At 68.4% G+C, this 25,926-nt stretch carries 23 protein-coding genes and 1 pseudogene; 11 read left to right on the plus strand and 13 right to left on the minus strand.

Going from position 1 to position 25,926, the window contains the following annotated elements:
* Positions 1-11: 11 nt before the first annotated feature.
* From OG956_RS38410 to OG956_RS38445, 8 genes are all read right to left on the minus strand, one after another.
* Complete coding sequence (locus OG956_RS38410; RefSeq protein WP_330342603.1) at positions 12-1,154, minus strand: lanthionine synthetase C family protein; 1,143 nt, start codon at positions 1,152-1,154, stop codon at positions 12-14.
* Positions 1,151-4,117 (minus strand): lantibiotic dehydratase, encoded by a 2,967-nt coding sequence (locus OG956_RS38415; protein WP_330342604.1) that lies wholly within the window; start codon positions 4,115-4,117, stop codon positions 1,151-1,153. The genes OG956_RS38410 and OG956_RS38415 overlap by 4 nt, the downstream gene beginning before the upstream one ends.
* 81 nt (positions 4,118-4,198) lie before the next feature.
* Positions 4,199-4,369 carry an FxLD family lantipeptide gene (locus tag OG956_RS38420; protein ID WP_330342605.1) on the minus strand — a complete coding sequence of 57 codons (171 nt, stop codon included), beginning with the start codon at positions 4,367-4,369 and terminating at the stop codon, positions 4,199-4,201.
* Between the two features lie 197 nt (positions 4,370-4,566).
* Positions 4,567-4,896, minus strand: coding sequence for a hypothetical protein (locus tag OG956_RS38425; protein WP_330342606.1), 330 nt, complete (start codon positions 4,894-4,896; stop codon positions 4,567-4,569).
* Positions 4,897-5,009: 113 nt separating this feature from the next.
* A complete protein-coding gene (locus OG956_RS38430) occupies positions 5,010-5,474 on the minus strand; it encodes a DUF6415 family natural product biosynthesis protein (RefSeq protein WP_330342607.1) in 465 nt (154 codons plus the stop codon).
* The gene (locus OG956_RS38435) at positions 5,471-5,890 is read right to left on the minus strand and encodes an ATP-binding protein (protein ID WP_330342608.1); all 420 of its coding nucleotides are present in this window, start codon (positions 5,888-5,890) and stop codon (positions 5,471-5,473) included. Before OG956_RS38435 ends, OG956_RS38430 begins: the two co-directional genes overlap by 4 nt.
* Positions 5,891-6,204: 314 nt before the next feature.
* Entirely contained in the window at positions 6,205-7,395 is a 1,191-nt protein-coding gene (locus OG956_RS38440) for a helix-turn-helix domain-containing protein (RefSeq protein ID WP_330342609.1), read from the minus strand.
* 526 nt (positions 7,396-7,921) lie between these two features.
* Complete coding sequence (locus OG956_RS38445; protein ID WP_330342610.1) at positions 7,922-8,734, minus strand: hypothetical protein; 813 nt, start codon at positions 8,732-8,734, stop codon at positions 7,922-7,924.
* Positions 8,735-8,874: 140 nt separating this feature from the next.
* Here OG956_RS38445 and OG956_RS38450 point away from each other — a divergent pair, with 140 nt between their 5' ends.
* Together OG956_RS38450 and OG956_RS40395 are read left to right on the plus strand one after the other, a co-directional pair.
* Positions 8,875-9,168 carry a type II toxin-antitoxin system Phd/YefM family antitoxin gene (locus OG956_RS38450; protein ID WP_330342611.1) on the plus strand — a complete coding sequence of 98 codons (294 nt, stop codon included), beginning with the start codon at positions 8,875-8,877 and terminating at the stop codon, positions 9,166-9,168.
* 1,235 nt (positions 9,169-10,403) lie between these two features.
* A pseudogene (locus OG956_RS40395) lies at positions 10,404-10,502 on the plus strand (GNAT family N-acetyltransferase); the annotation flags it as partial.
* Positions 10,503-10,568: 66 nt separating this feature from the next.
* Here OG956_RS40395 and OG956_RS38455 read toward each other — a convergent pair.
* Positions 10,569-11,465: a hypothetical protein gene (locus tag OG956_RS38455; RefSeq protein ID WP_330342612.1), complete on the minus strand. Its 897-nt coding sequence runs from the start codon at positions 11,463-11,465 to the stop codon at positions 10,569-10,571.
* A gap of 307 nt (positions 11,466-11,772) precedes the next feature.
* Here OG956_RS38455 and OG956_RS38460 point away from each other — a divergent pair, with 307 nt between their 5' ends.
* Together OG956_RS38460 and OG956_RS38465 are read left to right on the plus strand one after the other, a co-directional pair.
* On the plus strand, positions 11,773-12,036 hold the full coding sequence (locus OG956_RS38460; protein WP_330342613.1) for a helix-turn-helix transcriptional regulator: 264 nt from the start codon (positions 11,773-11,775) through the stop codon (positions 12,034-12,036).
* A gap of 173 nt (positions 12,037-12,209) precedes the next feature.
* A complete protein-coding gene (locus tag OG956_RS38465; protein WP_330342614.1) occupies positions 12,210-12,761 on the plus strand; it encodes a DUF6083 domain-containing protein in 552 nt (183 codons plus the stop codon).
* Between the two features lie 302 nt (positions 12,762-13,063).
* Here OG956_RS38465 and OG956_RS38470 read toward each other — a convergent pair whose 3' ends face one another.
* The 3 genes from OG956_RS38470 to OG956_RS38480 all read right to left on the minus strand — a co-directional run bounded on the left by OG956_RS38470 (position 13,064) and on the right by OG956_RS38480 (position 16,204).
* Positions 13,064-14,356: an IS256 family transposase gene (locus OG956_RS38470; protein ID WP_330342587.1), complete on the minus strand. Its 1,293-nt coding sequence runs from the start codon at positions 14,354-14,356 to the stop codon at positions 13,064-13,066.
* Positions 14,357-14,745: 389 nt separating this feature from the next.
* Complete coding sequence (locus tag OG956_RS38475; protein WP_330342615.1) at positions 14,746-15,771, minus strand: hypothetical protein; 1,026 nt, start codon at positions 15,769-15,771, stop codon at positions 14,746-14,748.
* A 7-nt stretch (positions 15,772-15,778) separates the two neighbouring features.
* Positions 15,779-16,204 carry a hypothetical protein gene (locus OG956_RS38480; RefSeq protein WP_330342616.1) on the minus strand — a complete coding sequence of 142 codons (426 nt, stop codon included), beginning with the start codon at positions 16,202-16,204 and terminating at the stop codon, positions 15,779-15,781.
* Between the two features lie 324 nt (positions 16,205-16,528).
* On the opposite strand from OG956_RS38480, the gene OG956_RS38485 reads away from it, so the two are divergent.
* The 6 genes from OG956_RS38485 to OG956_RS38510 all read left to right on the plus strand — a co-directional run bounded on the left by OG956_RS38485 (position 16,529) and on the right by OG956_RS38510 (position 23,512).
* The gene (locus tag OG956_RS38485) at positions 16,529-16,696 is read left to right on the plus strand and encodes a hypothetical protein (protein WP_330342617.1); all 168 of its coding nucleotides are present in this window, start codon (positions 16,529-16,531) and stop codon (positions 16,694-16,696) included.
* Between the two features lie 320 nt (positions 16,697-17,016).
* Entirely contained in the window at positions 17,017-19,839 is a 2,823-nt protein-coding gene (locus tag OG956_RS38490) for a hypothetical protein (RefSeq protein WP_330342618.1), read from the plus strand.
* Positions 19,840-20,528: 689 nt separating this feature from the next.
* A complete protein-coding gene (locus tag OG956_RS38495) occupies positions 20,529-20,867 on the plus strand; it encodes a hypothetical protein (protein WP_330342619.1) in 339 nt (112 codons plus the stop codon).
* Between the two features lie 913 nt (positions 20,868-21,780).
* Positions 21,781-22,299 carry a hypothetical protein gene (locus OG956_RS38500; protein WP_330342620.1) on the plus strand — a complete coding sequence of 173 codons (519 nt, stop codon included), beginning with the start codon at positions 21,781-21,783 and terminating at the stop codon, positions 22,297-22,299.
* A 336-nt stretch (positions 22,300-22,635) separates the two neighbouring features.
* Entirely contained in the window at positions 22,636-22,968 is a 333-nt protein-coding gene (locus OG956_RS38505) for a hypothetical protein (protein WP_330342621.1), read from the plus strand.
* A 7-nt stretch (positions 22,969-22,975) separates the two neighbouring features.
* A complete protein-coding gene (locus OG956_RS38510; protein ID WP_330342622.1) occupies positions 22,976-23,512 on the plus strand; it encodes a hypothetical protein in 537 nt (178 codons plus the stop codon).
* Here OG956_RS38510 and OG956_RS38515 read toward each other — a convergent pair.
* Positions 23,448-24,398 carry an IS5 family transposase gene (locus OG956_RS38515; RefSeq protein ID WP_330343054.1) on the minus strand — a complete coding sequence of 317 codons (951 nt, stop codon included), beginning with the start codon at positions 24,396-24,398 and terminating at the stop codon, positions 23,448-23,450. The genes OG956_RS38510 and OG956_RS38515 overlap by 65 nt on opposite strands.
* Positions 24,399-24,421: 23 nt before the next feature.
* Between OG956_RS38515 and OG956_RS38520 the strand changes: the two genes are divergently transcribed.
* On the plus strand, positions 24,422-25,474 hold the full coding sequence (locus OG956_RS38520; RefSeq protein WP_330342623.1) for a hypothetical protein: 1,053 nt from the start codon (positions 24,422-24,424) through the stop codon (positions 25,472-25,474).
* Positions 25,475-25,926: the final 452 nt, after the last annotated feature.

Genomic DNA, 25,926 nt, shown 5'->3' on the forward strand with positions numbered 1-25,926 from the left:
TGTGGTTCCTTTCAGTTCAGAAGGAGGCACGTTTCCCACCCCAGGTCAGCGGGGCGGGGAGCGTCAAGGGTGTGCAGCGTGAGCAGGACGCCGGCGTTGCCGGAGAGCAGGCCGGCGGTGCTGGGGATCTCGTGCCGCACCAGGTGCGTGCTGAGGTGTGAGCGCAGTACCGGCAGCTCGTTGGCGATGCGGGGGGTCATGGCGTCGGCAGCGATGCGGTCGCAGGTCAGCAGCAGCCCGGCCCAGCCGTGGCAGATCGTGGTGTCCTCGAGCTGGGACAGGTGCCGGTGATCGGTGATGGAGCCGAGCACGAGGTGCTCGGCGAACTGGCGGGCCGGGCCGTTGCGGCGGGCGAGCGCGGCGAGCTGGAGGGCTCGGCCGATGCCGGGAGTGCCGTAGCACCAGGAAGGGCGTCCCGGCTCGGCGCCGCTGACGGGCCCGTTCAGGAAGTCGTCCAGGTCCAGGATTTCAGGCCATCCCAGGGCGCCGTTGCTGTATCGCTGCGCCCAGGTGGTGAGGAAGGCGATGCCCTCGTCGAGCGCTCGTTCCTGACCGTCGACCATGATGCCGGCGCGGCTGGCCAGAGCGAGGAGAGCGAGCGGGCCGGGCATGCCGTGCGCGATGCCGAAGTTGGCGTGACCAGTGCTGAACGGGCCGTCCTCCGGCAGGCCCCGGGGTCCGTCGGTCGTCCACCAGCCGGGGACCTGGTTGCCAGCCACGGTGAGGGGCTCGGTGAGCAGCCGCACGAGGTAATGCAGGATGCGCTCGAGCGCAGTCTGTCGCCCTCGCTGCAGCAGGTACGCGCCGAGCCCTGTCAGTCCGCTGATCAGGTCGTACTCGGCCATGCGGGGCGGGCGTCCGCTGTCCATCCGGCGCTGCGCGGCGCTGAGGCGGGCGGCGACGATCGCGATGGTCTCGGCGTCCAGCCGGGCGAGCGTCCGCGAGGAAGCCGAGGGCTTGGCGAAGTGAAGGGTGTAGGCGACTGCGGGAACTCCCCGGTAGAGGCTGGCCTCTTCGGGATTGCCGGCCAGGGGCTGGGCGGTGATGGCCTGTGCGGCCGCACGCGCTGACGTCCAGGTGCCGCGGGTGTGGGCGGCCACCATCTCGTACAGGGCGGTCCCGGCGAGGCCGCCGCCCAGGTCGTCGTGTCTCACGCCTCTCCCTGCACGGTCAAGGATCGGCAGGCCTGCCGTGCGGCGTGCCGGGCGGCGGCCTCACTGGCTCGGTCGGGACCGGCCATCCGGTTGTGATGCATGTGCAGCAGCGATTCCAGCACCCGCTCGTGGCGTTCGTCGCCGACGAGAGCCCTGTACCTTCCCAGGGTTGCCCGGCGTTCGGCCAGGGCTGAGGCGAGCCGCGGGGAGGCGGTCAGCAGCGGGTGGGCGCGGACCTGGCGGACGGTGGGGCGGGTGATCTCTGGGCGTCCCTCGCCCTGCGGTGCTGTGGTGGCCATCCATGCCCAGGCTTCACGGGTGCCGAGGAACCCCTCCGCCAGGTCGATCGTGCTGAGGGCGCACAGCACTTCCTTCTGCAGCCGGGGCAGGTCGGTCAGGGCGTAGCGGGTCACGAGGCTGTCCGCGACGAACACGGCTTCGGCGGCTTCCATCGCGGGGCCGGTCCCGTAGCGGCCGGTCTCGGGCCGGTATCCGTCGATGACGAGGTGAGAGGCGAGACGATCCGCGGTGAGCTGCTCGGTCCACGCGGCCACCCTCTCCAGGGCGCTGTCGTGGGCGGGCACGCGGATGCGCAGGTGATCGGTCTCCTGCAGCGATCGGTAGCGCACGAACCAGACGTTGCCGGTGCCGAGGTCCTCGAGGAGGCCGGGCAAGCGGCGCGTGATGATCTGGTCCATCGCCATGGGGTGGGTGAACACCTTCGCCTGCAGCCAGCCAGCGCCACCAGGGCCCGGCAGGTCCTGGCTCGTGACCACGGGCGCGTTTGTCAGGTCGGGGTGAGGCATCTGGGGACCGGCCACTGCGAGCGGCAGTGTGATCTCGTGTGCGTGGCCGATCCACCCCAGGTCGTCGTCCGTCACGGTCTCGGCGAGGACAGCCTCCGGGTGGTGCTGCAGGTGCTGGTGGATCAGGCGGGCGTGGAGCGGTTCGGCCAGGTCGAGGCTCATGGTCCGGTCGTCGTCGCGAAGTTCGCAGCGGGCGGGGCAGCGCCAGGTGGCGGCCCATTCGGTCAGCGCCGCGTGCCACTCCTTCGTGAACGGCCCACTCGGCAGCGACGCAGCGGACAGCTTCCAGCGCGCGGGGACCAGGATCGTACGGCGGTAGCGGATCCGCGGCAGGAAGGGCAGGGCGACGGCGGCCGGCCCCCAGTCGAACGCGGTCCACGCGGTGACGGACCCGCGACCGAGCATGGCCAGGAACCTGGCCAGGGGCGGCGCCTGCTTCTCCAGTGCGAGCGGGTGGAGCACGACCGGTTCAACGACGCGCCGCCGGGAGACGCTGACCAGATGCAGATGCCTGCCGGTGGAGAACACGGCCAGGTCATCGACGTCGATCACATGGTCGGCCGGCGCACGGTGCTCCCCGACGCTGAGCACGTGGGGCAGCACCCTGGGGATGCGGGCCACGTTCTCGCCGTGCGGGAAGGTGGGTGTGAAGGAGAGCTGTACGGGCAGTGCTCCGCGGACCATGGTGGGCAGTGTCGGGTACAGGTCTGACAATCCCGCCCCGAGGAGAGCCATGAACCGGCCGGACAGGGCGCCCGCTGTCCAGGCCGGACGCACGTCGAGCAGGAAGTCCCCGCGGTCCACCGCGCTGGGGCTGGCAGACCGGATGCGTATCGCCAGCTCGACATGGGGGGCAACCGGCCCGGCCTCGGCGCCGTCAGCCAGGTCGTCGATGTCCGCGTCCGTGAGGACGATCTCGCGTGTGCCGGTCATGGCCGCGTGCATGGCCTTCGCGGCGAGCTTCTCGTCTCGGGGCAGCATCCTGGGCGGCATCTGAGGCCATGACGACATGGGGTAGTCGGCAGGGAAACCGGTGCCCGCAGCCAGGTCGACGGCATCGCGTACGGGGACGAGGACGCCGGCGCCGTACCGCTCCCAGAAGTGGGTAGCGTACGCGGCCCAGGCGGAGGACACGCCGCGTGCGCGGGTCAGCCGTACGAGCGCATGAGCGGCGTGCTCCGCTTCGTCCAAGACGTGGGCGGGGACGCTTACACGGGCGTCGAGCCGCAGGTCGAGAGAGATGCGGCTGCGGCTGGCTGCGGGAGCGAACCGCATCACGTCGTCGGCGGCCTGCCGGAGTTTGTGGGCTGCCGGGCCGGGGGCCTGGTTGTGCATGGTGAGGAGCCGCCCGGCCCTGTCGAGTTGCGTCGGAACGTCCCGGGTCTCCGGTTCCAGGCCTGAACGGTGTGGGGTCAGGGTGCTCACGATGTGCCCTGCGGGATCGCCGACGGTCATGGGCGCCGTCAGGTTGCTGATCAGGTAGCCGTCGGCGAGGGCCTGTCCGATCAAGCGCCGGGCCTGCTCCGGGGTGCCCCCTGCTTGACTAAGCAGCCGCAGAAGTTCCCGGCAGCTGACGGGCTCCTCGGCCGCTCGCAGGAGGACGGACAGGGGGCGGCTGATCCTGGCACTGGCGATGCGGCCGCCCGACCGCGGCGAGCTGATGGTGTCGCCGCGCCGGTACGCCACGCTGTTGACCTGGATGGTCAGGTACGGCAGCACGTCGGCGCGGCCTTCCAGGTCCTTGCGTACAGAGTCGACCCACAGAGTGTCAGGGCGGGCAACGGCCTGATGCGCTTGGCCGATCACGGCGGAGGCGGCACCGGTCGTGGCCAGGGCGACCCCGGCGAACAGACCGAACGGTGTCGGCCGGCCAGTGGCGCGAAGCAGGTACCCGGCGACCGAGCAGGTGGCCTTGCGGATCCGCTTCGGCTCGATGCCGTCTCCTGCCAGGATCCGATCGACATAGCCGACCAGGTGTGCGGATGCGGCGCGCAGTGAGGGCACGAACGTGTCGTCGTCCCACACGCGCTTGAGCCACTGCCGGCAGGCGTCCGCGGAGCCGATGTCGGGCCAGTCGGTGGGGCGGGCCCTGCTGGGCATGACGGCGGCGCGCAGGACCAGCACGTCCCCGCACCGCCGGTAGATCGGCCGAGTCACAGGTGTCCCTCCTCTCTGCATCAGTGGTACGCCGGTGTAGACGGAGGCACTCCCCGTCTACACCGGCGCAGAAGGTGCCGGTCAGCTCGAGGCGCAGGACGACGCGCAGGACTTGGCGCACCCGTCGCTGGTGTCGCACATGTCGACGATCGGCGTCGGGGACGTCGTGATGGTGGTCTCCAGCTCCCACTCGTCCGAGGAGAGCGGGGCCTCGATCGGCTGCGAGGCGAGAGGCGTCGAGGCTTGAGCCATAGCTGTTGCTCCTTGATGAGACGGCCGCCCGTGGGACGGGGCGAGGGGGCCGCGGGACCCCCGTTGCGGCCTGCCGAGGTATCGAGTGCAGGATGCAGGCCACAACGTAGGCACCGCGTCGGGTTGCTTGGGCCTGTCCGATGGTCAGGGCCGGATGCACCCGGGGCCAGCGGACAGGGGGTGTGGAGGTGGGCAGTTCACGTGGCAACCGGTCCGGCGCCGAGTTCAGCGCGTACGGTCTTGCCCTCGCCCTCTTGCGGAAGGAACCAGGTGACCCGGGCTCCCAGGCGGGCGACGTGCCATAGGCCGCGTCCCTTCTCCCCGCGGATGGCGGCCTCCGAGTCGGGGAAGGTCGGGACCAGGTCGGCGACGTCGAGGACCACGGCGCCGGCGTTTGTGAGGGAGGCGGTCAGGGACAGCCTGCGGTCCTCCACCGGCAGGTGAGTGGGCAGGCCGTGCCGCACGGCGTTGTCCACGAGCCGGCTGACGACTTCCACGGCGTGCAGAATGTCGCCGTGCCAGGACATTGCGGTAAGTGTCGTCCGGGTCCAGACGCGGGCCGTCAGGACAGCGCGCTGGATGCCGGGCAGCTCGGTGGTCCTTCGGAGAAGCACGGCGGAGGAGAGGGGTCCAAGGGCGGTCACAGGACCTCGCTCAGGGAGTCCGGGGCCTTCACACAGCCGATCTCGACTAGCAGCTCGAGCAACTCGTGGACGGCCCACCCCATGCGCCGCAGGTGGCTTACAGCCTTCGCGTAGTCGCCCGGCATCTCGGCCTGGATCGACTGGCGGGCGCTGTGGATACGCTGCACGGCCCGCGGGTCCTGCTTCTCGGCCTCGAACGTGGTGGCGATGCTGACGAGCTGCATCAGGTGGCCGCGCAGTCGCTGGCCCAGTTCCTCCACCCGCTCCTCGGAGGGGGCCACGGTGTCGAGGACGTTGCCAACGTCGTCGAGCAGGGCGTCCCCGGCATAGGGGGTCCAGGCGCGGACCGCCGTCAGCGCTGCCCGTAACGCTGCATTGGCTGGGGGACGTGCGGGCTCCACCGAATGGGTCCACCTGGGCATGGTCTCGCCGATGCGGCTGGGAAGGACGGTCGCGGTCACTGGCTCTCGACCTCCCTGCGAAGGTCGCACCACACGCTGGTCCCCTGGTCGTTGCTGCCCCACTTCCCGCCGTTCTCCTTCACGAGCGTGTCGATGAGGGCGAGGCCCCGGCGTGCTTCGTCTTCGTCATCTGCGGTGCGGGGCTCGATCGTGGCGGGCACGCCGTCGTCGACCGTGATGCGGAGGAAACCGCCCTGGAGGGTGAGGCGGAGACGGATCTCCTGAGTTCCGCTGTGGAGGAGTGCGTTCGTCAGCAGTTCGGAGACGATCAGCATGGCCTCGTCCATCAGCTCCTCGCAGCCGCCGAACCGGAGCTTCGCCGCAGCCATCCGGCGCAGGGTCCCGATGCGCCATACGTCTTGGTCACGGGGTGGCGCGTCACCGCGGCGCGGAACAACCCGGATGCGTTCGTCCATCAGGTCTCCATCGCGGCGGAGCCCGGCGCCGAGCGTCCATACGGCTGTCGTCGTCATCACGTCCTCTGGGGGGAGCGCGGGGCCGACCGAAACAGGCGTGCCTGGGAGCTGTTGCAGTGCAGTAGGAGCGAGGTGGGCACTTCCTGGGCGGCGTCAACAAGGGCGCGCCGACAGGTGCGCCGCTGGGCCGCACTGGGCTTCATCGTCATGGTCGGCTCCATGTCGAAAGGCGAGTGACGACATGGTGCAGGCACAACAAGGCCCCAACTATCATGAGTTGGTGATAGTTGGGGCCAAAGGTTGACGCTCTGCGACTAACGGCTGGTCGACAGCCAGGAGCCGTAGGACAGGAAACTCTCCGGAAGCCGACGGTGCGCGGCTTCCAGGCCAGCGTAGGTCTCCCGGACGGTCGGATGATATTTCGCCTGCTGCGGTGCCGTCTTCCTGGCCTTGAGCAGGCTCTGGAACGACTCCTCGAGCTGGTTGGTCCACATCTGCGCGCGGGCGACCTCGGCCCAGTGGTGGCTGGTCCGGGACTTCGGCCAGTCCTTCGGGATGACCAGGCCATCACTCGCTTCCACGGCCTCGCCGTACTGGTCGAGTTCGGCGAGCACAGAGACCCTGTGCACCTTCACGTTGGTCGGGCCGAAGGCGAGCCAATGCACCTTTACGGACTCGCCAGTCACGGCGGCGATCCGCTCCGCCTCCGCCAGGTGTGCGAGCGCCTGGTCCTCGTTGTGCGCGCGGCCGGCCATGACCGACGCACCGAGGTGCAACTGCCCCGTGACGACCTGCCGCTCGTGCGAATCGTCGGCCTGCCCCAACGTCGACAGGCCGAGGTCGACGAGTCGCTGCCCCGTGCGGTACTTGCCCTCTCGCAGGTAGGTGAGGGCGCGCAGGTACTGGTACATGCCACCGACGACAGCGTCGGAGCCACGCTGTGCCGCCCAGTCCATACGGGCCAGAGAGAGCTGCGCCAAGTCCGTGAAGCCGAGCTTCGCAGCAACGTCGTAGGCGGTGCGGTAGAGGGAAGCCAGAGTCAGCCACCCGTCGGTGCCGCCGTGTGCATGGGCCGCGGTGGTGGCCTCCTCGATGAGACCCGCAACGTTGCTGGCGACCTTCTTGATCTCGCCCGCGCGGACCGCCGCGCACAGCGCCTCTGCCTCGTTGCGCAACTCGCCAATGCGCCGCGGCCGGATGTCGGGATCGGGGCCCAGGTCGTACACGTCCAGGGCCTCGCGGATCGGCCTTATCAGGACGTCGAGTTCGTCGGCGCGCAACTCGTCGGCATAGGGCTGGCCAACGATCGTAGAGACCTCCACGCGCATCGCTCGGGCGCATGCTGCGATCACGTGCGGGGTGGCCGGCAGGACGCCCTGTTCCGTCTTGGTCAGTGTGCTGTACGGGACCCCTGAGAGTTCCGAGAGGTCTTTTTGGGTGAGGTGGCGTTCACGGCGCAGACGCGCGATCCGTACGCCGGTGTGGTCTTCGGGCAGAGCGTGCATACTGGCTCCTGTTCTGCTTCGACACCAGAACGGTACCCCGCGATCGGCTTCGCGGGGCTGCGAGAACCCCGCTCCTCTCCTGGAGCGGGGTTCTGCGTTGATGGCCCGTCGCTTCGTGTTGTGCGCGGGTACCTTCGCGGAGAGCTTGCTCTTTCCGGTAGCCTGCGCCGGGCGTGCGTAGACCGTGCGAGGGATAGACGATTCCCTGGCCCAGGAGCCGAGCCCTCGAGTTCCTGGTCTGTGGCCTGGTTCTCGGCGAGGTCGGTAGCGCCGCCCGCTCCCGCTTCGCCTGATGTGATCGTGGTAGTGCTGCATGGTGATCAGTTCGGGGGTGAAGCCCTCGCGGGCCGCACGGTCGCGGTCTCGTTTGGTCGAGCCGAGGTAACGGGGCCTGATTGGCGGTTGCGTGCACGCGGTCCCCAGCGACGCCGACGGGGAGGAGGCGATGCACCCTCGGGGGTGTCGATCCAGCCGTGCTCTTCGAGCGGGACGGGCTTCCCGGCTAGGGCGACGGGAACGTTCATGGTCATGCGCTGGCCCTCTCGGCCGCAGTGACGGGTTGGCAGTGGGCGTGGGTGGTGCGGCCGCAGCGGGGGATCATCGGGTCGCCGCATCGGGTACAGCGGACGAAGCCGTCGGTGGCGCGGTCAGGCCCGGCCGGGTCGGCTCGGGGATCGTCCGGGGCATGGCCCTGCTCACCGGAGGGCCCGATCCCCGGAGGTGGGAGAAATACCTCAGCCCCGTCTTGGGATGCATCTTGGGTATTCCCTGGGTTGTTCGGGTCGCGGTGACCCGAACCGTTGGGGTCGCGGTCACCCGAACTCGGTCGGGTCGCGGTGACCCGAACTTCGTCAGTCATACCGTCGGTAAGTTCGGGTCGCGGTGACCCGAACTGGTTCGGGTCGCGGTCCTCCGAACTTCCGTCGTCCCTGACCCATGGCGCAGGCTTCTTCCCGGGCTTACGGGCGGTCCCTTTGAGGTGGTCAGCAGCGGCCGCCCAGTCCGGCCACGGTTGCGCGACGATCACGTACAAGGTGGGCTTGCCGCGCTTTCGTTCCCCCTTGACGGTCACCACCCCGGCCCGGATCGCGGCGTCAAGGTAGCGGCGTGAGTCTTTCTCGCTGGCGCCGGCGGCCCGGGCTATGTCCTGGATGCGGATGGGCTGACGGTCGGCGTGGAAGCGCAGTTCGCCGTTGGCGTTGGCCATAGAGCGCAGGGCGTAGAGCAGTGTGAGAAAGCCGCGCCGTAGGGCGGTGGGCATGTCTCGAGACCACCTCCACGCGAGGGCGTTGCCGAACGCGTGCGGCACGCTGCCGCTCGCCTGCTCCTCAGTGCTCACCTGGATCTTCTCTCTGGCTGGGATGGATCAGGGCATGACGAGGAGGCCCCGGCTCTGGGTGGCTCGGCATGCTTCGCCGCAATACGTGAATTGTACAATGCGACGGACTTACATGTAGAGCTGCCGTGTACCCTAAGCTCATGAGCCAGCCCGCCGAGAAGCGAATGGGTGTGTCCGATGCCCGCGCGAACATGACTGACGTCATTGCCGAAGTACGCCTCCTCGGCACCCCCGTCGTGCTCACCCGGCGCGAAAAGCCCCAAGCTGTGCTCGTGTCGGTCGACGCGTACGACGAGGCGAAGACCATGCGCCGCGTGGTGGAGATGCTGAAAGCCGAGGACGCCGACCTCTACGAGGAACTCCTGGCCAAGGCCAGGGTGAAGGGGCGCACCGTCAAGCTCCACCGACGCAAGGCCGAGGACGACGTCTTCTGACGCGAGCAGCTCACTTCTTCCCAGTGCGGACCCCGCACCGGTGTGCGGGGTTTTGGGATGTTGTGGAATCGTTTCGGCCAGTCCGGGCGGTCACTCGCGTGCGGCGGGCTCGTTCACGGCCCGTTTGTCTGGCCGGGGTGACGTTATTGTCCGGGGCCTTTTCCCGTACGGATGTGTTGACGACCTGCTCGTCGGTCCAGCTGGCCGTCCCGACACGTGCGGTCCCGCGGACGTGCTCGCCGTCGAGCTGCTCGGAGGCAGAGGGCGTGCGCATGTCGACGGTGAGGTGGCTTTTAAGGCGGTTCAACCCCACGCCCGAGCGCGCGGCGCTCGCGGTAATCAGCCGGGGTCGAAACGCGGAGGCCAGCCGCCACGGGAGCCGAGCTTTTGGCGGTTGCTGCCTGGTCGGCCTTGTCTAGAATGGTGCAGCAGATTCCGCGGCGGCACAGGTAGGCGTGGTTCCTGCGGGAGGCGTACGCCTTGTCCGCGCGGACCCGATTGGGACGGACGCGCGGCAGGCCCGGCCCGATGCTGGGCACTCGGACTTTTTCGCCAGTGCTGGTTCGAACTGCGGCGAGTCCCCGCGCTGCGCTGCCGTGGTAACGATCGACGTGGGCCCTTGCTCGATGACCGTGTGGAGCTTGGTGGTGAACCCAGCGCGAGCGTCCCCGTCCCTGATCACCGGGCTCGGAGAAGACACCGCCCGGTGACTCCTTCTGAAGTTCGCCCAGTTTGCGGGCCCCGGCCCGGCCCCATGCTGATAGGCACGTCAAACCGTCGGATCGACGTTCAGCTCCCGCCTGATCGAACCCGACGCGTCAGCCATGGACCGGAGCCGGCGAGGGCCCGGTGCCAGGTGCCGTCCCGCTGCCGTCGGCGGAACAGGTCGTAGATTCGTCTCCACGGCCCGTCCTGGACGGACACGTCCCACCACGCAACACCGGTACGGACCCGGAACCTATGCCGTCGATCAGCTGCGGCCGGGACAAGACACGCGGCAGCCCCGCCTTCTGCCCCTTCGGCGACAACGGCTCCAACACCGCCCACTGTTCATCCGTCAGATCTCCCCGCGACGTGAAGTGTGATCATTTATGGCTCAAGATCCACTTTCGGTGCACCGCATAGCAGGAAGGGCCATGACCGTCACTCTCAAACAGTCCACCGGCATCCGAGGTGGGAGGGCAAGACTGCGCCTCTTGCGCGCACACTGCGGCCCCGGACGTGGTCGAACGCAGGTGCGTGCCCCGCTGCTCCACCTGCCGAGCTATGCAGTCGCCGCGTTCGGAGAGCGGCTGGACCGGCACGGTGCCGAGACACGGTCCACGACTGTACTCACCAATGAACGACAGTGCATGCTGCCGCGGAGCAGCGCGCTCTGCACGGCACCCGGCGTCGCTGCATCAGACAGGTCGAGGCAGCGGAGCTTTCAAGGAGGGTTGCCCGATCAGTTGCCAAACCACCTCGTCGGTGCCCCGGTCGTGGTGCCAGCATGCCAGTGCACGGGTGACCACCAGCCGGTCGAGGAGTTCTGCCGTTTGGTGGGGGGAGTGGCCGGACAGGCGGGTCAGGACGTCCATGCCGACGGTTTGGGCCGCTCCAGGGGACAGGTGTGCTGCCAGGACGAGTGCAACCAGCCGGACTACCGGAGGCGTGGCACTATTCAGGGCCAAGGGCCTTGGCTGTAGGGCCCAATGAGCAGCTTGTCGGCGCGTGGTGCGACCGCGAGCATGGTCCCGGACCGCGGCGTCGAGCAGCCGCACCTCGACCGTTGCTGCCCTGAGGTCTGGTGGACGCAGCCATGCACCGTGCGCTAGCTCCTCCCAGACCTCGGCACGTCCGTGCAGGCGCATGCCGCGCAGCAGCCCGGGAGGCAGCCGGACGTAGCCGCGAGTGTCGGCGCGCAGCGCGCATTGCAGGGCCAGCAGCCGGGCGGCGGGGGAGACGACGCTCGGGAGTGCGCTGGCCAGGTAGGTGAGCATTTCCCGTACACGCATGCCATTGCTGGCCACGGACTGGTGGGCGCGGTGCGCACGTGCGGACAGAGGCGTGGGCAATTGCGGTCGGCCGAGCACCGTGTCGGGAACGACTGCGGTGTGGTCGGTTGCGGCCGCGCAGGCTGCACAGGCATCGGTCAGCCGCCAGACGCGGCCGGTTGCGTCGCGGGTGATGACGAGCAGGACCGGGCCGGCGCAGCCACGGTGACGCGGATGCCACAGGCAGCCCTGGGCCCGGCACTCGCAGGTACGCAGATGCGCGGGCAGCGCCTCGGCACGAGCATGGCTGGCCAAGTGGGTCAAGGCGGCCGACCTCGCCGAGGCGCCCTGAAGAGGCGAGGTGTGGGCGCTACAGCGGACGCAGAGGAGGGCGGGCCCACCTGGTCCTGGGCGCAGTTCCACCGTCCAGACACGCCGCACTGCGGCACCGGCAAGCCTCATCGGCTGGCTGTCCTCCTCCTCTGCTCACGCCGTATCACCGGGCGCCTGGCAACAGGCATTCCGGGACCCACGCACCGTAGTGCCTGCATCGTGACCGTCGAGCCAATCAGAGCAAATAGTGCAGACCTCTGCACTGACAGGGTAGAGGACTGCACCGTCGGATGGGGGAGTGACGATCTTCCCGCCCGACCCCAACCTCACCGCCCTGCGTGTCGAACTCGCGCGGCTGAGGAGCGAGCGTGGATGGACCTTCGACGAACTAGCCGAACGCAGCGGTCTGGCCAGACGCACCCTGATCGACCTCGAACACGGCCGCACCACCGGCAACATCACCACCTGGCACGCCCTCGCCCACGCCTTCGACGTCCCCATCGAACGCTTCCTGACCTCTCTGTGCGACGGCCACCCCACCCCGGGGGCGTCACCCCCCTGATCCGGCTGAGCCCGGGGCCGACCTACCGCCCAGAAGAATCACCCGCACAGGCGAGACGCCATCGAACAACCGCTCCACCTCCCGTTCAGGCATTCCCTCCTGTTGCGCCGGTCGCATGACATCCGTGAAAGCCACCACCGCCAACCGGCGCGGCGCCTGGCACGGTCACCGCCATGCGCCCCCACACTCACCGCAGCAGCCATCACTGGGACGGCAGCCCTCGTTACCTGCCTTACCGCCGCACTCTGCGGATCACGGAAGACAGCCCCAGCCGGCTGATGCGCGCTGGGCAGACGGGCCGCTGTCGCCGCTGCGGCAACCGCGTCGACCGGTACGAACGCTTCGACGGTGGGCTTATCGCCTTGCACCCTGCAGAAGTCGTCACCACCGACATCCCCACAATTTGTCGCTTGCACGTCAGCAGCGGCATCGCCTACCCCTACGACGACGGCAGCGGATGGTGCCGCATTGCACACGGCGTGCTCTGCCCCCAGCGGCCCCCGCACTGTCAAACCGACAGTCCCACGCTTGTCTCACTCCGCCGCGAACTCCGCATTCGCACCCGGCGCCTAATCGACACCGGCGCCTTCACCCCGCAGACCACAAGCAACGTCGCAGTCGCCAACAACGCCAGCGAGCGGCAGTCCCCACGCTCGACACCGGACAGCTGCCCTGGCTTGCCCAGCAGTGCGCCGGGGTGCTACTGCACATGGCCGTCGACCTGACTTCGACCGTCTGGAAGAACTTCCTCCCCCCATCACCAGCCTCAAGGCGGCAGCGTGCGGTGGAGCCAGGCGCCGTATCGGGGTCCCCTCGATGGTCTGCACGTACGAGCGCCGTAGCCGCTCCTTCCAACGTCCCTGACGGCCCCGTGCTGAGGTTCCTCGCCGCCGTGGAGCGATACGGCCTGGCGCGGGACCTGTCGGACCTGTGGGTGGTAACACGTGCTCACCAGCGGCGTCCTGTGTGGAGAGGGTCCAAGAAGCCCTCCGTCTGCTCCACGGTCATGTGCCGCGGGGTGGTGTAGTCACGGCAGCTGTTTCGGTTCCGGTTGTGGGGTGATCTCGGGTTCGGGTTCGGGTTCGGGTTCGGCCGGCTTGGCGGTGAAGAGCTCGGCCATGGAGGCTTCGGAGAAGTAGCGGCGGTCGAAGACCTGCCACTCGTCGTGGAGTTCAGCCAGCACCGCGGCGGCGAGCCGGTCCAGAGCGGCGGGGTTGGGAAAGACCTGGACGACATCGGCCCGCCGTTTGATCTCCCGGTTCAGCCGCTCCAGCGGATTGGTCGACCAGATCTTCGTCCAGTGCGCCGGCGGGAAGTCGGCGAACGCGGTGATGTCCGTCGCCGCGTCCAGCAGCATCGCCTTGACCTGCGGGAACTGCCGTCCGAGCATGTCGGCGACCACGTTGAGCTGGGTGCGCACCTGCTCGCCGGTGGTCTGCGCGAAGATGGTGCGGATGGTGGCGGCGACCATCTCACCAGAGCCCCTCTCGATCAACGAGAACACGTCCCGGACGAAGTGAACCCGGCACCTTTGCCAGGCCGCGCCGAGGAAAACGGTGCGGATAGCGGCCACCAGACCGCTGTGGCTGTCGGAGATGACCAGCTGGACGTTCTCCAGGCCGCGGGCCCGCAGCGAGCGCAGGAACTTCGTCCAGAACGGCTTCGACTCGCTGTCGCCGACCTCCCCCACTCTCGACTCCGCTCGAGCGGGGGGACCCCCATGCCCGAGGATCTCGCGGTGCCCGGTGGCGGAGATCCCGGTCGCGATCACCACGGCCTGCGACGCGATCCGGTGGTTGACCCTCACCTTGCAGTAGGTAGCGTCCAGGAAGATGTAAGGGAAGACCGTGTGGTCCATCGGCCGCTCCTTGAACGCGGTCAGTTCCGCATCCAGCTCACCGCAGATGCGGGAGACCTCGGACTTGGAGATCCCGCTGTCCGCACCGAGTGCTTTGACCAGGTCGTCGACCGAGCGGGTCGAGACATCGTGCACGTATGCCTCCATCACCACGGCGAACAACGCCCGGTCGATCCGCCGCCGGCGTTCCAGCAACGACGGGAAGAACGACCCGCTCCGCACCTTCGGGATCTTCAGGTCCAGGTCACCGGCCTGCGTGGTCAGCAGCCTGTCCCGGTGGCCGTTGCGCCAGGTCGTGCGCGTCTGGGAATGCTCACGCGGCGCGGCACCGATCGCCTCGGTGGCCTCGGCCTCGATCAGCTCCTGCAGGATGCGCTCGCACACCACCCTGATTGCTTCAACTCCATCGGCACGACGTAGTGACTCAAGCAGCCGCATCAGCTCAGACTGGGACAAGGCCATCGCGTGCTCCTTCGGTTGAACTGCCCGTTCACCAGGGAGACTTGCGCGATGCCCTGCCCCTGATCAGGGAGCATGCAGGGTCAGCAGATGCACGCCCCGAGCAGACACCCGCGCGTTCCGGGACGCAGCCCCGCTACACCACTTCAGGGGGGACGCGTTCCTGAGGCTCGGTCAGCACTCGTCCATGCGGCAAGACTGCGCCGCCAACTGACCGCACTGAGGGCTCTCAAAGGCCGCTACGTTACCTGCGGGCAGTGGGAAGCGATCAAGGCCCGATGCGCCAGTGGCTGCCCCTGAACCAATCCCCGCCTCTCTGCCGGCTCCGGGCTCGACCTGCTGGGACCTGGGGCACGGACCGGGCTGCACGGCCGCCGTCCAGGCAACGGCTGTCAGTTCATGGGACGGCGCACGCCAGGGCCCGAGGGACCTTGCTGGTGTGCCCCGCTCTCTTCGGAGTCCAAGGTTCGACGGCGCTTCTCCGCGACTGCTGCAAGGATGTCCAGCTCCGCCTGGCGCCGCTGCTCGGCCATAGAGGCGGGGGAGGTGACGCGTCGCTCCACCTCATTGGCAGTGATCCCGAGCGCCAGCGCAGCGGCATGCATCCGGGCCAATTCCTCATCCGACATGGACAGCAGCCGTTGCAGACCGCTCGATGGCCTGCCCTCACCACGCGGCACCCGCTCGGCAATCCGACCGGCCAGGCGGACAATCCTGTCCTGCACTGCCGTCAGCTCCGGCCGGCCAAGACCGTGGGCGCTCATTTCCGTGGCGCTCACGGTCATCACACGGGAGAGACCGTGGTGAAGAGCCTCATAGAAACGCGCGGGGTCAGAGTCAGGATTCCTCCGAGCAAGCCTGTCCAGCCAGTTAGTTACCCAGAAATCGACGCTGCTGGGGCCCATCGCATCCTCCATCGCAACGAGGTCGATGAAGTCGCGTGGATCACGTCTCAACTGGACCTGCTGAACAGCCCTCAGCAAGAGAGTCGGCAGCGGACTCGCAGCGAGACCACTGATGTACTGGGTAGTCGGCTTGGTGTACTCCGGCATCGCGGTCGTCGTCAGTATCACAGGCTCCGCTAAGCCACGGCCGGAGACCTGAACTGCCCGCGAAATCGGGTGGTCAGGTCGAACCGGCGCGACGACCACCGCGTCCCAGCCCGAATGCTGCAACGCCCCGGCGATCCTCTCCACGACCCGATCCGGAACGTACTTGCCCGGGTCCTCCGGCGTTGTCAGGTTCACGTCTACAAGGTTGGCCGGCTTACCGTCCAGGCTCTGCCGTCCCCTGCGTAGCGCGCCGTGAAGGTCGAGAGCGACGCTGCCAGTCAACTGGAAGGAAATCCCCATCTCCTGTCGCGTTGCCGCCATGGCCCGCGCCGCAATCTCCCGTGCCGGGGCGAGGTCCTGCCTCATCGACGCATCACCGGCGAAGTGCCGGGAATCGCCGCTCCCACACGGAGACGACTGCAGGGTGAAGCACTCGTGCCAACTCCCCCCAACGATCGACGAGGTAGTCACGGTCGATGAGAGCACGCTGCTCATCCTGCGTCCCGAACGTGAGGACACGTTCATAGAGCAGCTGAAGCTTCTCGTGCTCGTCGGCCTCGATATGAGACGGAAGTCCAGCGCGCCACTTTTCCGGAACCTCGGCAGCTGCGCCGCTCCCGTTCAATTCCTCCAGGTCAGCGATAACCTGGAAAGGATGCGAAAGCAGCCAGTCGGGAACGCTCGGTAGCGACAATGCCTCAACGATGTCGTCGTCGACCGCTCCCGACGACCGCACCTCACTGATCAACGCAGCGCGCATCTCCTCCGCGCCAACCCAGTCGGGCTCGAAATCCGTCATCGCCGTGCTCTCCTTCACACCTCGCTCCACCCTTCGCAGGACTCTACGCGAGCGTCGTGTGCCATCCCCACAGCCACGTTGCACCGCCCGAGACGCGGGACCCTAATCCGAAGGCAGTCCCGTATGCCGGGAAGCACTTCGACGTTGGGGCGCGGCCTCAGCTTCGCGGCCCGACTGGACACGCGGAGGACAAACCGCGTTTGAGATCGTGGGAATCGCTCGCCGTCAGCGACGACTGCCAGCCCGTTCCACTTCGGGCGAGACTGCCTGCTCGGCCCGGACGGGACGGCCATCCCAGTCCGCCGGAAGAGTCACATCGAATCCATGAACACCTACCAGGGCGAACTGGGCAACACGTCATACGTCCAGGAGCGGATCAAGGAGATGCTCCGAGAAGCAGAAACGGCCGGGCAGCAGCTCGGGAGCGAGCCGGATCCGATGCGCCGCTTGGCGCAGACACGGATCAGCCTGGCAGAACCCAAACCTGAGTAGGTGTCCCAAGCCTTGCCCGCCCTGTTGGTCAAAGGTCAGTCCAGGTGCTTCAGGAGCCAGGTGGTGATGGCGCGCAGGGTGCCGGAGGCAGCACCGCGCAGGGCGGCGCCAGCCAGGATGAGGAGCTCGCGGCGGGTCAGGTGCGTGCGGGACATGGGATCTCCACGTGGGTCGTGGCGGGCGGATGGTCAGCCGGCCGGCTTGCTGAACACGCTGGGCCCCACACAAAGATCGACTCCGGGTTGCGACGAGTCGTCAACCGGCGAAGGTATTTTCGCTGTTCACGCCACGGCGGTGTCCGGGGTGGGGACGATGGTGCGATGAGTGGCGACACGGGGAACAATCGGACGGGCGCGCGGCGCCCGCGGGTGCTGTCGCGGCCGCGGGTGGGATGGCCACCTGCGCTGCGGGAGCTGAAGGACCTGCTGTACGAGGCGTACCTCGAGGCCGGCGCCCCCAGCCTGGACACGATCGCCGCCGGCATCGCTGCCGATGATGATCTGGCGGGGGCACCGGGCCGGGACACTGTCCACCGCGTCATCAGCGATCCCGTGCTGCCGCCCCGTCAGGCCGATGCCGTGGCTGTCGCACGGGTGCTGGCCCGCACGGCTGCTTGGGACGAGGCAGACTTGGCCGGGCGGGTGCGCACTTTGTGGGTCCGGGCCCGGCTGGCCACGGGTGCGGGTCGGCCGATCGGCGATTTCAGGGGCGACGACCGGCTTGTCCTGCACGACCTGGAGGTCCATCCGGCTCTCGATACCGGTGGCGCCGACCGGTTCGGGGCCTTGCCCGCCTACATCCCCCGCGCGCACGATGCGCAGCTGGCGGGGGTGGTCGCTGCCGCACAGATGGGAAGCAGCGGGATCGCGGTGCTGGTCGGGGGATCGTCCACGGGCAAGACCCGCGCCCTGTGGGAAGCGGTGCGGAATCTGCCGGACGGCTGGCGGCTGTGGCATCCCCTTAGTCCCACCCGCCCGGACGCGGTCCTGGTCGGTGTGGAGGACGTCGCCCCGCGCACGGTGGTGTGGCTGAACGAGGCCCAGTTCTACCTCACCCCCGACCCGCTCGGGGAGCAGGTCGCGGCGAACCTGCGCAGCCTCCTGCACGACCCCTCACGCGGACCGGTCCTGGTACTGGCCACCCTCTGGCCCGACCACTGGGACACCCTGACCACCCGCACCACCCCCGACCGGCACGCCCAGGCCCGTGAGCTGCTGGACGGGCGCAAGATCAAGGTGCCAGACGCGTTCACCTCCGCCGACCTGGCCGCGCTGACCGGCGCCGGCAGCGTTGATCCCCGGCTCCTGGAGGCCGCCGAGCGCGCTCGGGATGCCCAGGTCACCCAGTATCTGGCCGGAGTCCCCGTCCTGCTGGAGCGGTACGAGGGCGCCTCGTGTGCCGCCCGGGCATTGATCGACGTCGCCATGGACGCCCGGCGTCTCGGCGCGGGCCCTCGCATTCCTCTGGCCTGGCTGGCCGACGCCGCCCCCGACTACCTCACCGACACCGAGTGGGACGCCACCGGCGACGACTGGCTGGAACAGGCCCTCGCCTACGTCTCCACCCCCTGCAGGGGCATCCCCGGGATCCTCACCCCCGTCAAGCCCGACACTCGCCGCAACCAGCGCAACCGCCGCGCCACCCCCGACCCCGGCACCGGGAACCCGCCCGGGCAGGGACGGCTGTACCTGCTGGCCGACTACCTCGACCAGCACGGCCGCCGCGCACACGCCGGCCGGATTCCGCCAATCGACTTCTGGACCGCAGCCGCCCACCACGCTCACCCCACCGACCTGAACACCCTGGGCGACGCGGCCTGGGACCGAGGCCTGTACCGGGACGCCGCCCAACTCCACAAGAACGCCACCGCTCACCGCAACCCCCACGCCCCGGCAACTCTTGTCCGCCACTTCCGGCAACTGCATCCCACCGACCTCCGCCCCACCGCTTGGGCCGCCGCCCACGCATCTCTCGACGACCCGTACACGGTGGCCAGGCTGCTGGATGCCTTGCGGGAGGCTGGGGCGCAGGAGCAGGTCACTGCCCTGCTGGCCCGCGACCCCGCGGCCCACGCGTCTCTCGACGACCCGTACACGGTGGCCGAGCTGCTGGATGCCTTGCGGGAGGCCGGGGCGCAGGAGCAGGTCACTGCCCTGCTGGCCCGCGACCCCGCCGCCCACGCGTCCCTCGACGAGCCGAGCAAGGTGAGCATGCTGCTGGACGCCTTGCGGGAGGCTGGGGCGCAGGAGCAGCTCACCGCCCTGGCCGTACGGGCCGCCAGCCACACCGCTCTCGACGACCCGTACACGGTGGCCGAGCTGCTGGACACCCTGCGGTGGCCCGAGGGGCAGGAGCAGCTCACCGCCCTGCTGGCCCGCGACCCCGCCGCCCACGTGTCCCTCGACGACCCGGGCTCGCTGGCCGTGCTGCTGGACCGCCTGCAGTGGGCTGGGGCGCAGGAGCAGCTCACCGCCCTGGCCGTACGGGCCGCCGCCCACGCCCCTCTCGACGACCCGTACACGGTGGCCGTGCTGCTGGACGGCCTGCAGTGGGCTGGGGCGCGCGAGCAGCTCACCGCCCTGCTCGCCGGCGACCCCGCCGCCCACGTGTCCCTCGACGACCCGGGCTCGGTGGCCGTGCTGCTGGAGAGCCTGGGGGCAGCCGAGGCGCGCGAGCAACTCATGGCCCTGGCCGTACGGGCCGCCGCCCACGCCCCTCTCGATGACCCGGGCGCGGTCGCCGATTTGCTGGACGTCCTGCGGGGGGTTGGGGCGCGTGAGCAGGCCACCGCCCTGCTGGCCCGCGACCCCGCCGCCCACGCGTCTCTCGACGACCCGCGCACGGTGGCCAAGCTGCTGCACAGCCTGCGAGAGGCTGGGGCGCGCGAGCAGCTCACCGCCCTGCTGGCCCGCGACCCCGCCGCCCACACCACTCTCGACAACCCGCGCACGGTGCCCTGGCTGCTCGACAGCCTGCGGGAGGCCGAGGCCCAGGAGCAGGTCACCGCCCTGGCCGCACAACTCCCAGCCGTGGGGCGTTTCGACCGATTCCTCGAGTTCGGCGACAACCGTAAGCGGTTCCGGCTCGGACGCGAGCCCAACGGGAAGGCCGCCCCATCCTGGACATGGAACGACCTGGAATGACCGACAAGGAGTCCCAGACGCCACCAACACGCCTCAACGCGCGGCCCACCCTGCTACGCCGAGGCACGTGACGAGCGGGCAGCAGGGCGGGAGCGACTGGGAACCGATGCGCCGCTTGGCGCAGACACTGATCAGCCTGGCGGAACCCAAACACGAGTAGGTGTCCCAGGCCTTGCCTGCCTTGTTGGTCAATGGTCAGTCTGAAACCCCGGGCACAATCTTGGGTGTGTCAGCGATCTGGTGAACGCCGCGCGGCGCGAGCCGGTGATGGCCGCGGCATATGTCCGGACGCAAGCCATCGTCAGGGCCGACATCAAGAAGGATCTATCGATGCGGGAGATCATCCGGCACGCGACCGAGCTGGAAAGACAGGAGGGTCCCGCATCCAGCCCGCCGGCAAGTCCACGACCGCTCTACACCTCCACAGTCTGGCCAACCTGCGCGAGCAGTACCGCCTGGTGAGCTGATCTGCACGGCCCCCGATCCGGGTTCCAGCCTGGTGCCGGCAGACTGTCATCCCACCCCGTCGCCTGATGGAAGAGCGATGCCCGAGCAGCTCCAAGACCTTGAGCAACCGGAAGCGATGGGCGCCCTGGTAGGCCCCTGATCACGGTGATGGAGGCCCTGACGGGCGCTCGAACATCCTGCCCTTCCGGCTCCGAGTGACCCGCGGCGGCTGGAACACCGCAGTGAGCCGCCTCGCCACCAACGCCAACCCCTGGACGTGGCGGCCTGGTGTCGAGCGCAAGCCTATTCTGCCCGAGCCCGTGCTCAAGCCGGGCGTCATCGACGGCATCCTTCACCTCGGCGCCGGCATCACCGCCGAAACCAGCATCACCCGCTCCCATCACGCCGACGCCGCCTACGCCGGCCTCGTCCTGATCCCCGCCGACCGTGACTCCTGCCCGGCCGCCTGGTCGCTCGCCACAACCGTCCTCGGCAGCCTCGTCACCAACGACATGAACTACTGCTCCCCAATGCTGCCCGCCCCCGACCCGGCCACGCTCACTACGCCCGCCACCGAGTAGAGACAGCACTGGTCCCAGACCACTCACTCCTCCCATCACCCACCCCACCCACTGACCCCTCTACTAGGCCCCCGGCGCTCGCCAGGGGGGCCGCCGTCATGCCTGTCCGCAACCTCCGTACTCGCCCCACGTACGTTGTCCGGAGCGGGTTGCGGTCCTTGCAGGGACTTTGGTGACAGTCCTTGTCGGCCGGGAACACCCGGCAGCCCACGCCCCGACCCGCCTTGGAGAGCCTGTGCTGTTTGCTGAGCTTTCTCACCCGTACGACGACCCGGAGGACCCGCCCGCATGGGCGTGGCGATACGGCCATTTTGAACTGTTGTTCACCCGCAGCATCAAGGCACTGACCCTGTCCCGGGGGCCGAAGTATTCGACTCGAGGCCCCCGCTACTGCTGCCGCATCTGCCAAGGGAGCGGCTACCTGCCCACCCGGCCGGACGCCCTACGCGAGCGGGGCGCAGATCCGCGGCGGCGGTGTCCCACGTGCCCTGCCCGTCGCGTCTTGATCGATCACATGCCGATCTGGCCGGTCCGTGCGCTGAACCGTCTCGACAGTTGGCGTTTCAGGCTCACGCGCCGCAGGGCCGTTCGGGCAACCGATCCCTGGAACGACAGCAATCCCACCGCCGACTACGCCGACGAACCGCCGTTCTAACCGACGGAAGGGCATCGCACCGCACACAGCCAGGCAGTGGCCCGCACTCATCGGCGGCGGACGGTCGGATATCGCCCACGACTGACTGAAATGCTGATGGCCCGCCCCTCACCCACGGGGCTGGGCCATCAGCATGTCCATCGCACTCCACGCGGCCCGGCGCATCCCGCACTCCAGGCCGAGTTGCAGGCATAGCCCTCCTCACCTCCACGGTGACCCCCCTGCCGCCCTTCCGCCTCGAACAAGGAGCGCCCTATCGTGCTGAGCCTGCCTCAGAGCGCATGGAACCTCATCAACGCCGTGCCCTTCGCCGAACACCCAGAAGGCCTGGTCGGCGACGGCCATGCCCTCATCCGGCTATGGGAGGTCGACCACTGCGCCGGCGACCTCAGTCTGACCCTGGACGACACCAGCACCCCCCAGGCCACCGTCCACTTCAGCTCCACCAAGCTCTACACGGTACTCGCCGCCGCGGCGATGGCCTGGCCCCGAACCGTACGGCCCCTGCCCGAACCGGCCGCCGACACACTGCCGCGCCCGACCGCCCAATGGCTGCCGGAAATCCTGCCGCTCGCCACGCACAACCCGCGCGAAAACACCGCCCTCTACCAGCGGCCCCTCTTGCGGTACCGATTCGAACCCGCCCCCGACACGACCTTGACCATCGAGTTCAGCCCAGACGCCACCGGGATCGCCCACACCGTCATGGGCCGGATGCGCAGCCGTGACTACCAGGCCACCACCCGGTTCATGCAGGGCTTGCACGACCATCCGTGACCCTGCCCGCCGACGCCCCTGACCCGAACCTCGCCACGCTCGGCCCACGGCTCGCCCTCTGCCTCTGGGGCGGGCCGTCGGCGCGCCACCTCCTCCGCACCCCACGCGGGCGGCCGTCAATGGCTTCCCCGGCCGCTCTGGGCCGTCCCCCCGTCCGTCGCGACCAGAAACCCGCGTCAAGCCGCTCGTGGAAGCGTCCACCAACGTTCGCAGGATCAACGTCATGCCACGCGGAACTGCAGCCGGCTCCATCCCTGGCCCACCGCGGAGGTGAACCATGCGGCAGCCTTGGCTTCACCACCGTGACTCGGCGACGACACTGAAACGGAGAGGTTCGTGGGAAGTAGCTGGCGGCTGCTGACTGACCGGCAGATCTTGTGGGGCAAGAACGAGATCCCGTCCCGGCTGATGACCATCTTCCAAGAGGAAGACAAGTACATGCGAGCCGACTGGGCCCGCACCGTCGACGAGCTCAACAGCGTCCCGGCAGGCCAGGAGATCCCGCCGGAGCTTGAGGCCGCGCAGTGGGACGACGATGACGTCGACACATCCGAGCGCTTCGGTTACCGCACCACGGTCGGGACCGCCCTCACTCGTCTGAGACCGTGTTTGAGATCTCGGTGGGAACGGCGCGGGCATGCCGAAAACCGGTTGACCTATGGCGAATGATGAGATCGTGATCTCCAAGGAACGCGCCGTTGAGCTCATCGAGTCCTTCCTGGCCAGAGAGCTGCCGACGCGGCCGTGGTGGGGGGCTGCCCCCACGCCGGACGTCTACCACGTGCAGGAACGCGCGGTTGGCTGGCTCGTCTTCTGGCGCTCAGCGGAGCAGGCCCGGGCCCGTGACATGCGCGGCAGCTTCGTCGGCGGCCACTACCTGGTGGACCGGCACGATGGGAGCATCCACTACGTGCCCGCCGTCTGGTGGGAGGACGAGGGATGGGAGGAGCAGTACCTCCTGCAGACCAAGGGCATCAGACCGCCTGATCCACTGGCCTCCACTGTTCGCGCGCTCGTCCACTCCGCAGGCGTCGTGGCTGCGATGAGCTACCTGCGCAAGCAGGCCCCGCGACTGAACCTGCAGGAAGCAAAGGTTTACGTCACGACCGTTCAGGACGGCGCCGAACCACCGGAAGAGCTGGCAAGCCTTACCTGGAAGGAGCCGAAGTGGCCGCCTCTGCCGATCGAAACGCTGGCTGGTCCGGTCCAGTAGAGGTCTGGCCGAGGAACCGAGGTCCAGGTCGCTTTGCTGGCCCACGGCGGGTGAGTCGACGGACCATGATGCCGATCATCGTCCAGCGGATCATCGTCTCCGAGTGCGCCGGGCTGGTCTCGTAGTCCCGGGCCAGACGCCGGTGAGCGGTGATCCACGACAACGTACGCTCGATCGCCCACCGCTTCGGTTGCACCTGGAATCCGCGCTGGGCAGGGTCCTTTCGGACGATCTCCAGCTCGCGACCAAGGATCTGGTCGGACCAGTCCACCAGGCGGCCGGCGAAACCCTGGTCGGCCCAGATCTTCCGCACGCTCGGATGGTCGAGGCGGGTCCACAGCAGCGGGCGCTTCCCACCGTCGCGGTCCTGCACGTTCGCGGCGACCACGTGGACAGCCAGGAGCAGGCCGAGCGTGTTGGTCACGAGGAACCGCTTGCGGCCCTTAACCTTCTTGCCTGCATCGAAGCCCCTTGTCTCGGCTGGGACTGTGTCGGCGGTGCGCACGGATTGCGAGTCGATCAGTCCCGCGCTCGGCTCGGCGCAGCGGCCGTCGGCTTCACGGACCTGACCGCGGAGCACGTCGTGGATCCGCTCGACCGTTCCGTCGTCGTGCCACCACGTGAAGTACCAGTACACCGTGGGCCACGGCGCGAAGTCCTTGGGCAACTGCCTCCAGGCGCACCCGGTGCGCACGACGTAGAAGATGGCGTCCACGATCCGCCGCCGCGGATGCTTCTCCCGACGTCCGCCCTTCGGTCCCACCCTCGCGGGCGGCAGCAACGGCTCCACCAACGCCCACTGCTCATCCGTCAGGTCTGACGGATACCCACCCCCACCACAGTTCACATGAGGCTCAACGACCGCTCCTAGCAAGCGACACGGCAGATCTCAAACACGGTCTGAGGCTCATGGGCTTCACACCCGAGGTCAGCAGACGGTCGATGGCAGAGTTCCGAAGGTCACAGCTGAGGGAAGACGGGGAAGCAGAGGATGTTCTCCTCGTCAGGTCGGCCACGGGGGAAGAGACGCCTCATCAAATGTCGTGCGAGCAAGTCGTCGCCACCGGACTTGCTGCCTACATCAAGGGGTTTATGCGTTACGGGGACACCTGCGAGGACCTCGACCCGATAGAGACAGCATGCGCGAACGACCTGGACTCCTATTTTGAGTACTACACCGAAGATCCTCGCTTCCTTCTCGCCGCTCTCCTCCTGGACCAGGACCCTCGGAACACGTTGACACTGGACCTGTCAGCCCTTCTGTCGGCTGGCTACTGCAACAGCGCCGAGGACCTGTCCGCTCAGGCCATCCATGAGCTGGGTCTCATGACCGCAAGCACCGGCCCCATCATCGTGATCACCGAGGGCAAATTCGATGCACAGGTCATACCCCGGGCACTCAGGCTCGTCTGTCCCGAAGTCGCCGGATACTTCAAGTTCTGGGACCTTGAGACCACGAAAGCCGCCGGCGGAACCGATCAGGTCGTCAAGAACATGCGAAGCTTTGCGGCCGCCGGCGTCATGAACCGGGTGATCGGAATCCTGGACAATGACACAGCTGGCCGCCAGGCAGAGAAGCAACTCGCCAGTACTCCTCTGCCTGACCATTACGCGGTCTGCAGGTTGCCCGACCTGGACTATGCGCGTTCCTACCCGACTCTCGGGCCCTCAGGCGCTTCATCCGACGACGTCACCGGTCGCGCTTGCTCCGTGGAGTTCTACTTCGGCCGAGACTGCCTGCTCGGCCCGGACGGGACGTTGATCCCAGTTCGCTGGAAAAGTCTCATCGACTCCATGACCGACTACCAGGGCGAACTCGCCAACAAGGCATACGTCCAGGAGCGGATCAAGGAGATGCTCCGAGAAGCAGAAACGAGCGGGAAGCAGCTCGGGAGCGAGTGGGATCCCATGCGCCGCTTGGCCCAGACACTGATCAGCCTGGCAGAACCCAAACCTGAGTAGGTGTCCCAGACCTTGCCCGCCTTGGTGGTCAACGGTCAGTCTGAAACCCCCGGCACAACCTTGGATGTGCCAGCGACCTGGGAAACGCCGCGCGGCGCGAGCCGGTGATGGCCGCGGCATACGCCCGGACGGAAGCCATCGTCGGGGCCGGCATCAAGAAGAGCCTATCGATGCGGGAGATCATCCGGCGCGCGGCTGAGGTGGAGAAACAGGAGGGTCCCGCAGCCCGCCCGCCGGCCGGTACGGCGATGGCCTGACGCAGCGGCCGGTGTTCTCGGCGCGGCCGCTCACCGGACTTTGCATGTCTAAGCAACCCGCACCCAGTGCCGCCCCTACGTGATCGCCTGCACCACTCGTGTCGGCCACCTCCACACCGTAGGTCACTGAGGCACCGATGCCAGGGCGACAGCCGTGTTTGATGCGGAACAGCCCACATCTGCCGCCATCGCCCC

It is taken from the genome of Streptomyces sp. NBC_00557 (assembly GCF_036345995.1).
Lineage (GTDB): Bacteria > Actinomycetota > Actinomycetes > Streptomycetales > Streptomycetaceae > Streptomyces.

Coding starts and splice junctions, on each gene's coding strand:
- OG956_RS38475 (WP_330342615.1), bottom strand. CDS start 15,771: ATGAGGCAGGACCTCGCCCCGGCACGGGAGATTGCGGCGCGGGCCATG.
- OG956_RS38450 (WP_330342611.1), top strand. CDS start 8,875: ATGAGCCAGCCCGCCGAGAAGCGAATGGGTGTGTCCGATGCCCGCGCG.
- OG956_RS38425 (WP_330342606.1), bottom strand. CDS start 4,896: ATGTCCTGGCACGGCGACATTCTGCACGCCGTGGAAGTCGTCAGCCGG.
- OG956_RS38520 (WP_330342623.1), top strand. CDS start 24,422: ATGGGCTTCACACCCGAGGTCAGCAGACGGTCGATGGCAGAGTTCCGA.
- OG956_RS38470 (WP_330342587.1), bottom strand. CDS start 14,356: ATGGCCTTGTCCCAGTCTGAGCTGATGCGGCTGCTTGAGTCACTACGT.
- OG956_RS38435 (WP_330342608.1), bottom strand. CDS start 5,890: ATGGACGAACGCATCCGGGTTGTTCCGCGCCGCGGTGACGCGCCACCC.
- OG956_RS38490 (WP_330342618.1), top strand. CDS start 17,017: ATGAGTGGCGACACGGGGAACAATCGGACGGGCGCGCGGCGCCCGCGG.
- OG956_RS38440 (WP_330342609.1), bottom strand. CDS start 7,395: ATGCACGCTCTGCCCGAAGACCACACCGGCGTACGGATCGCGCGTCTG.
- OG956_RS38465 (WP_330342614.1), top strand. CDS start 12,210: ATGCGCCCCCACACTCACCGCAGCAGCCATCACTGGGACGGCAGCCCT.
- OG956_RS38420 (WP_330342605.1), bottom strand. CDS start 4,369: ATGGCTCAAGCCTCGACGCCTCTCGCCTCGCAGCCGATCGAGGCCCCG.
- OG956_RS38480 (WP_330342616.1), bottom strand. CDS start 16,204: ATGACGGATTTCGAGCCCGACTGGGTTGGCGCGGAGGAGATGCGCGCT.
- OG956_RS38485 (WP_330342617.1), top strand. CDS start 16,529: ATGAACACCTACCAGGGCGAACTGGGCAACACGTCATACGTCCAGGAG.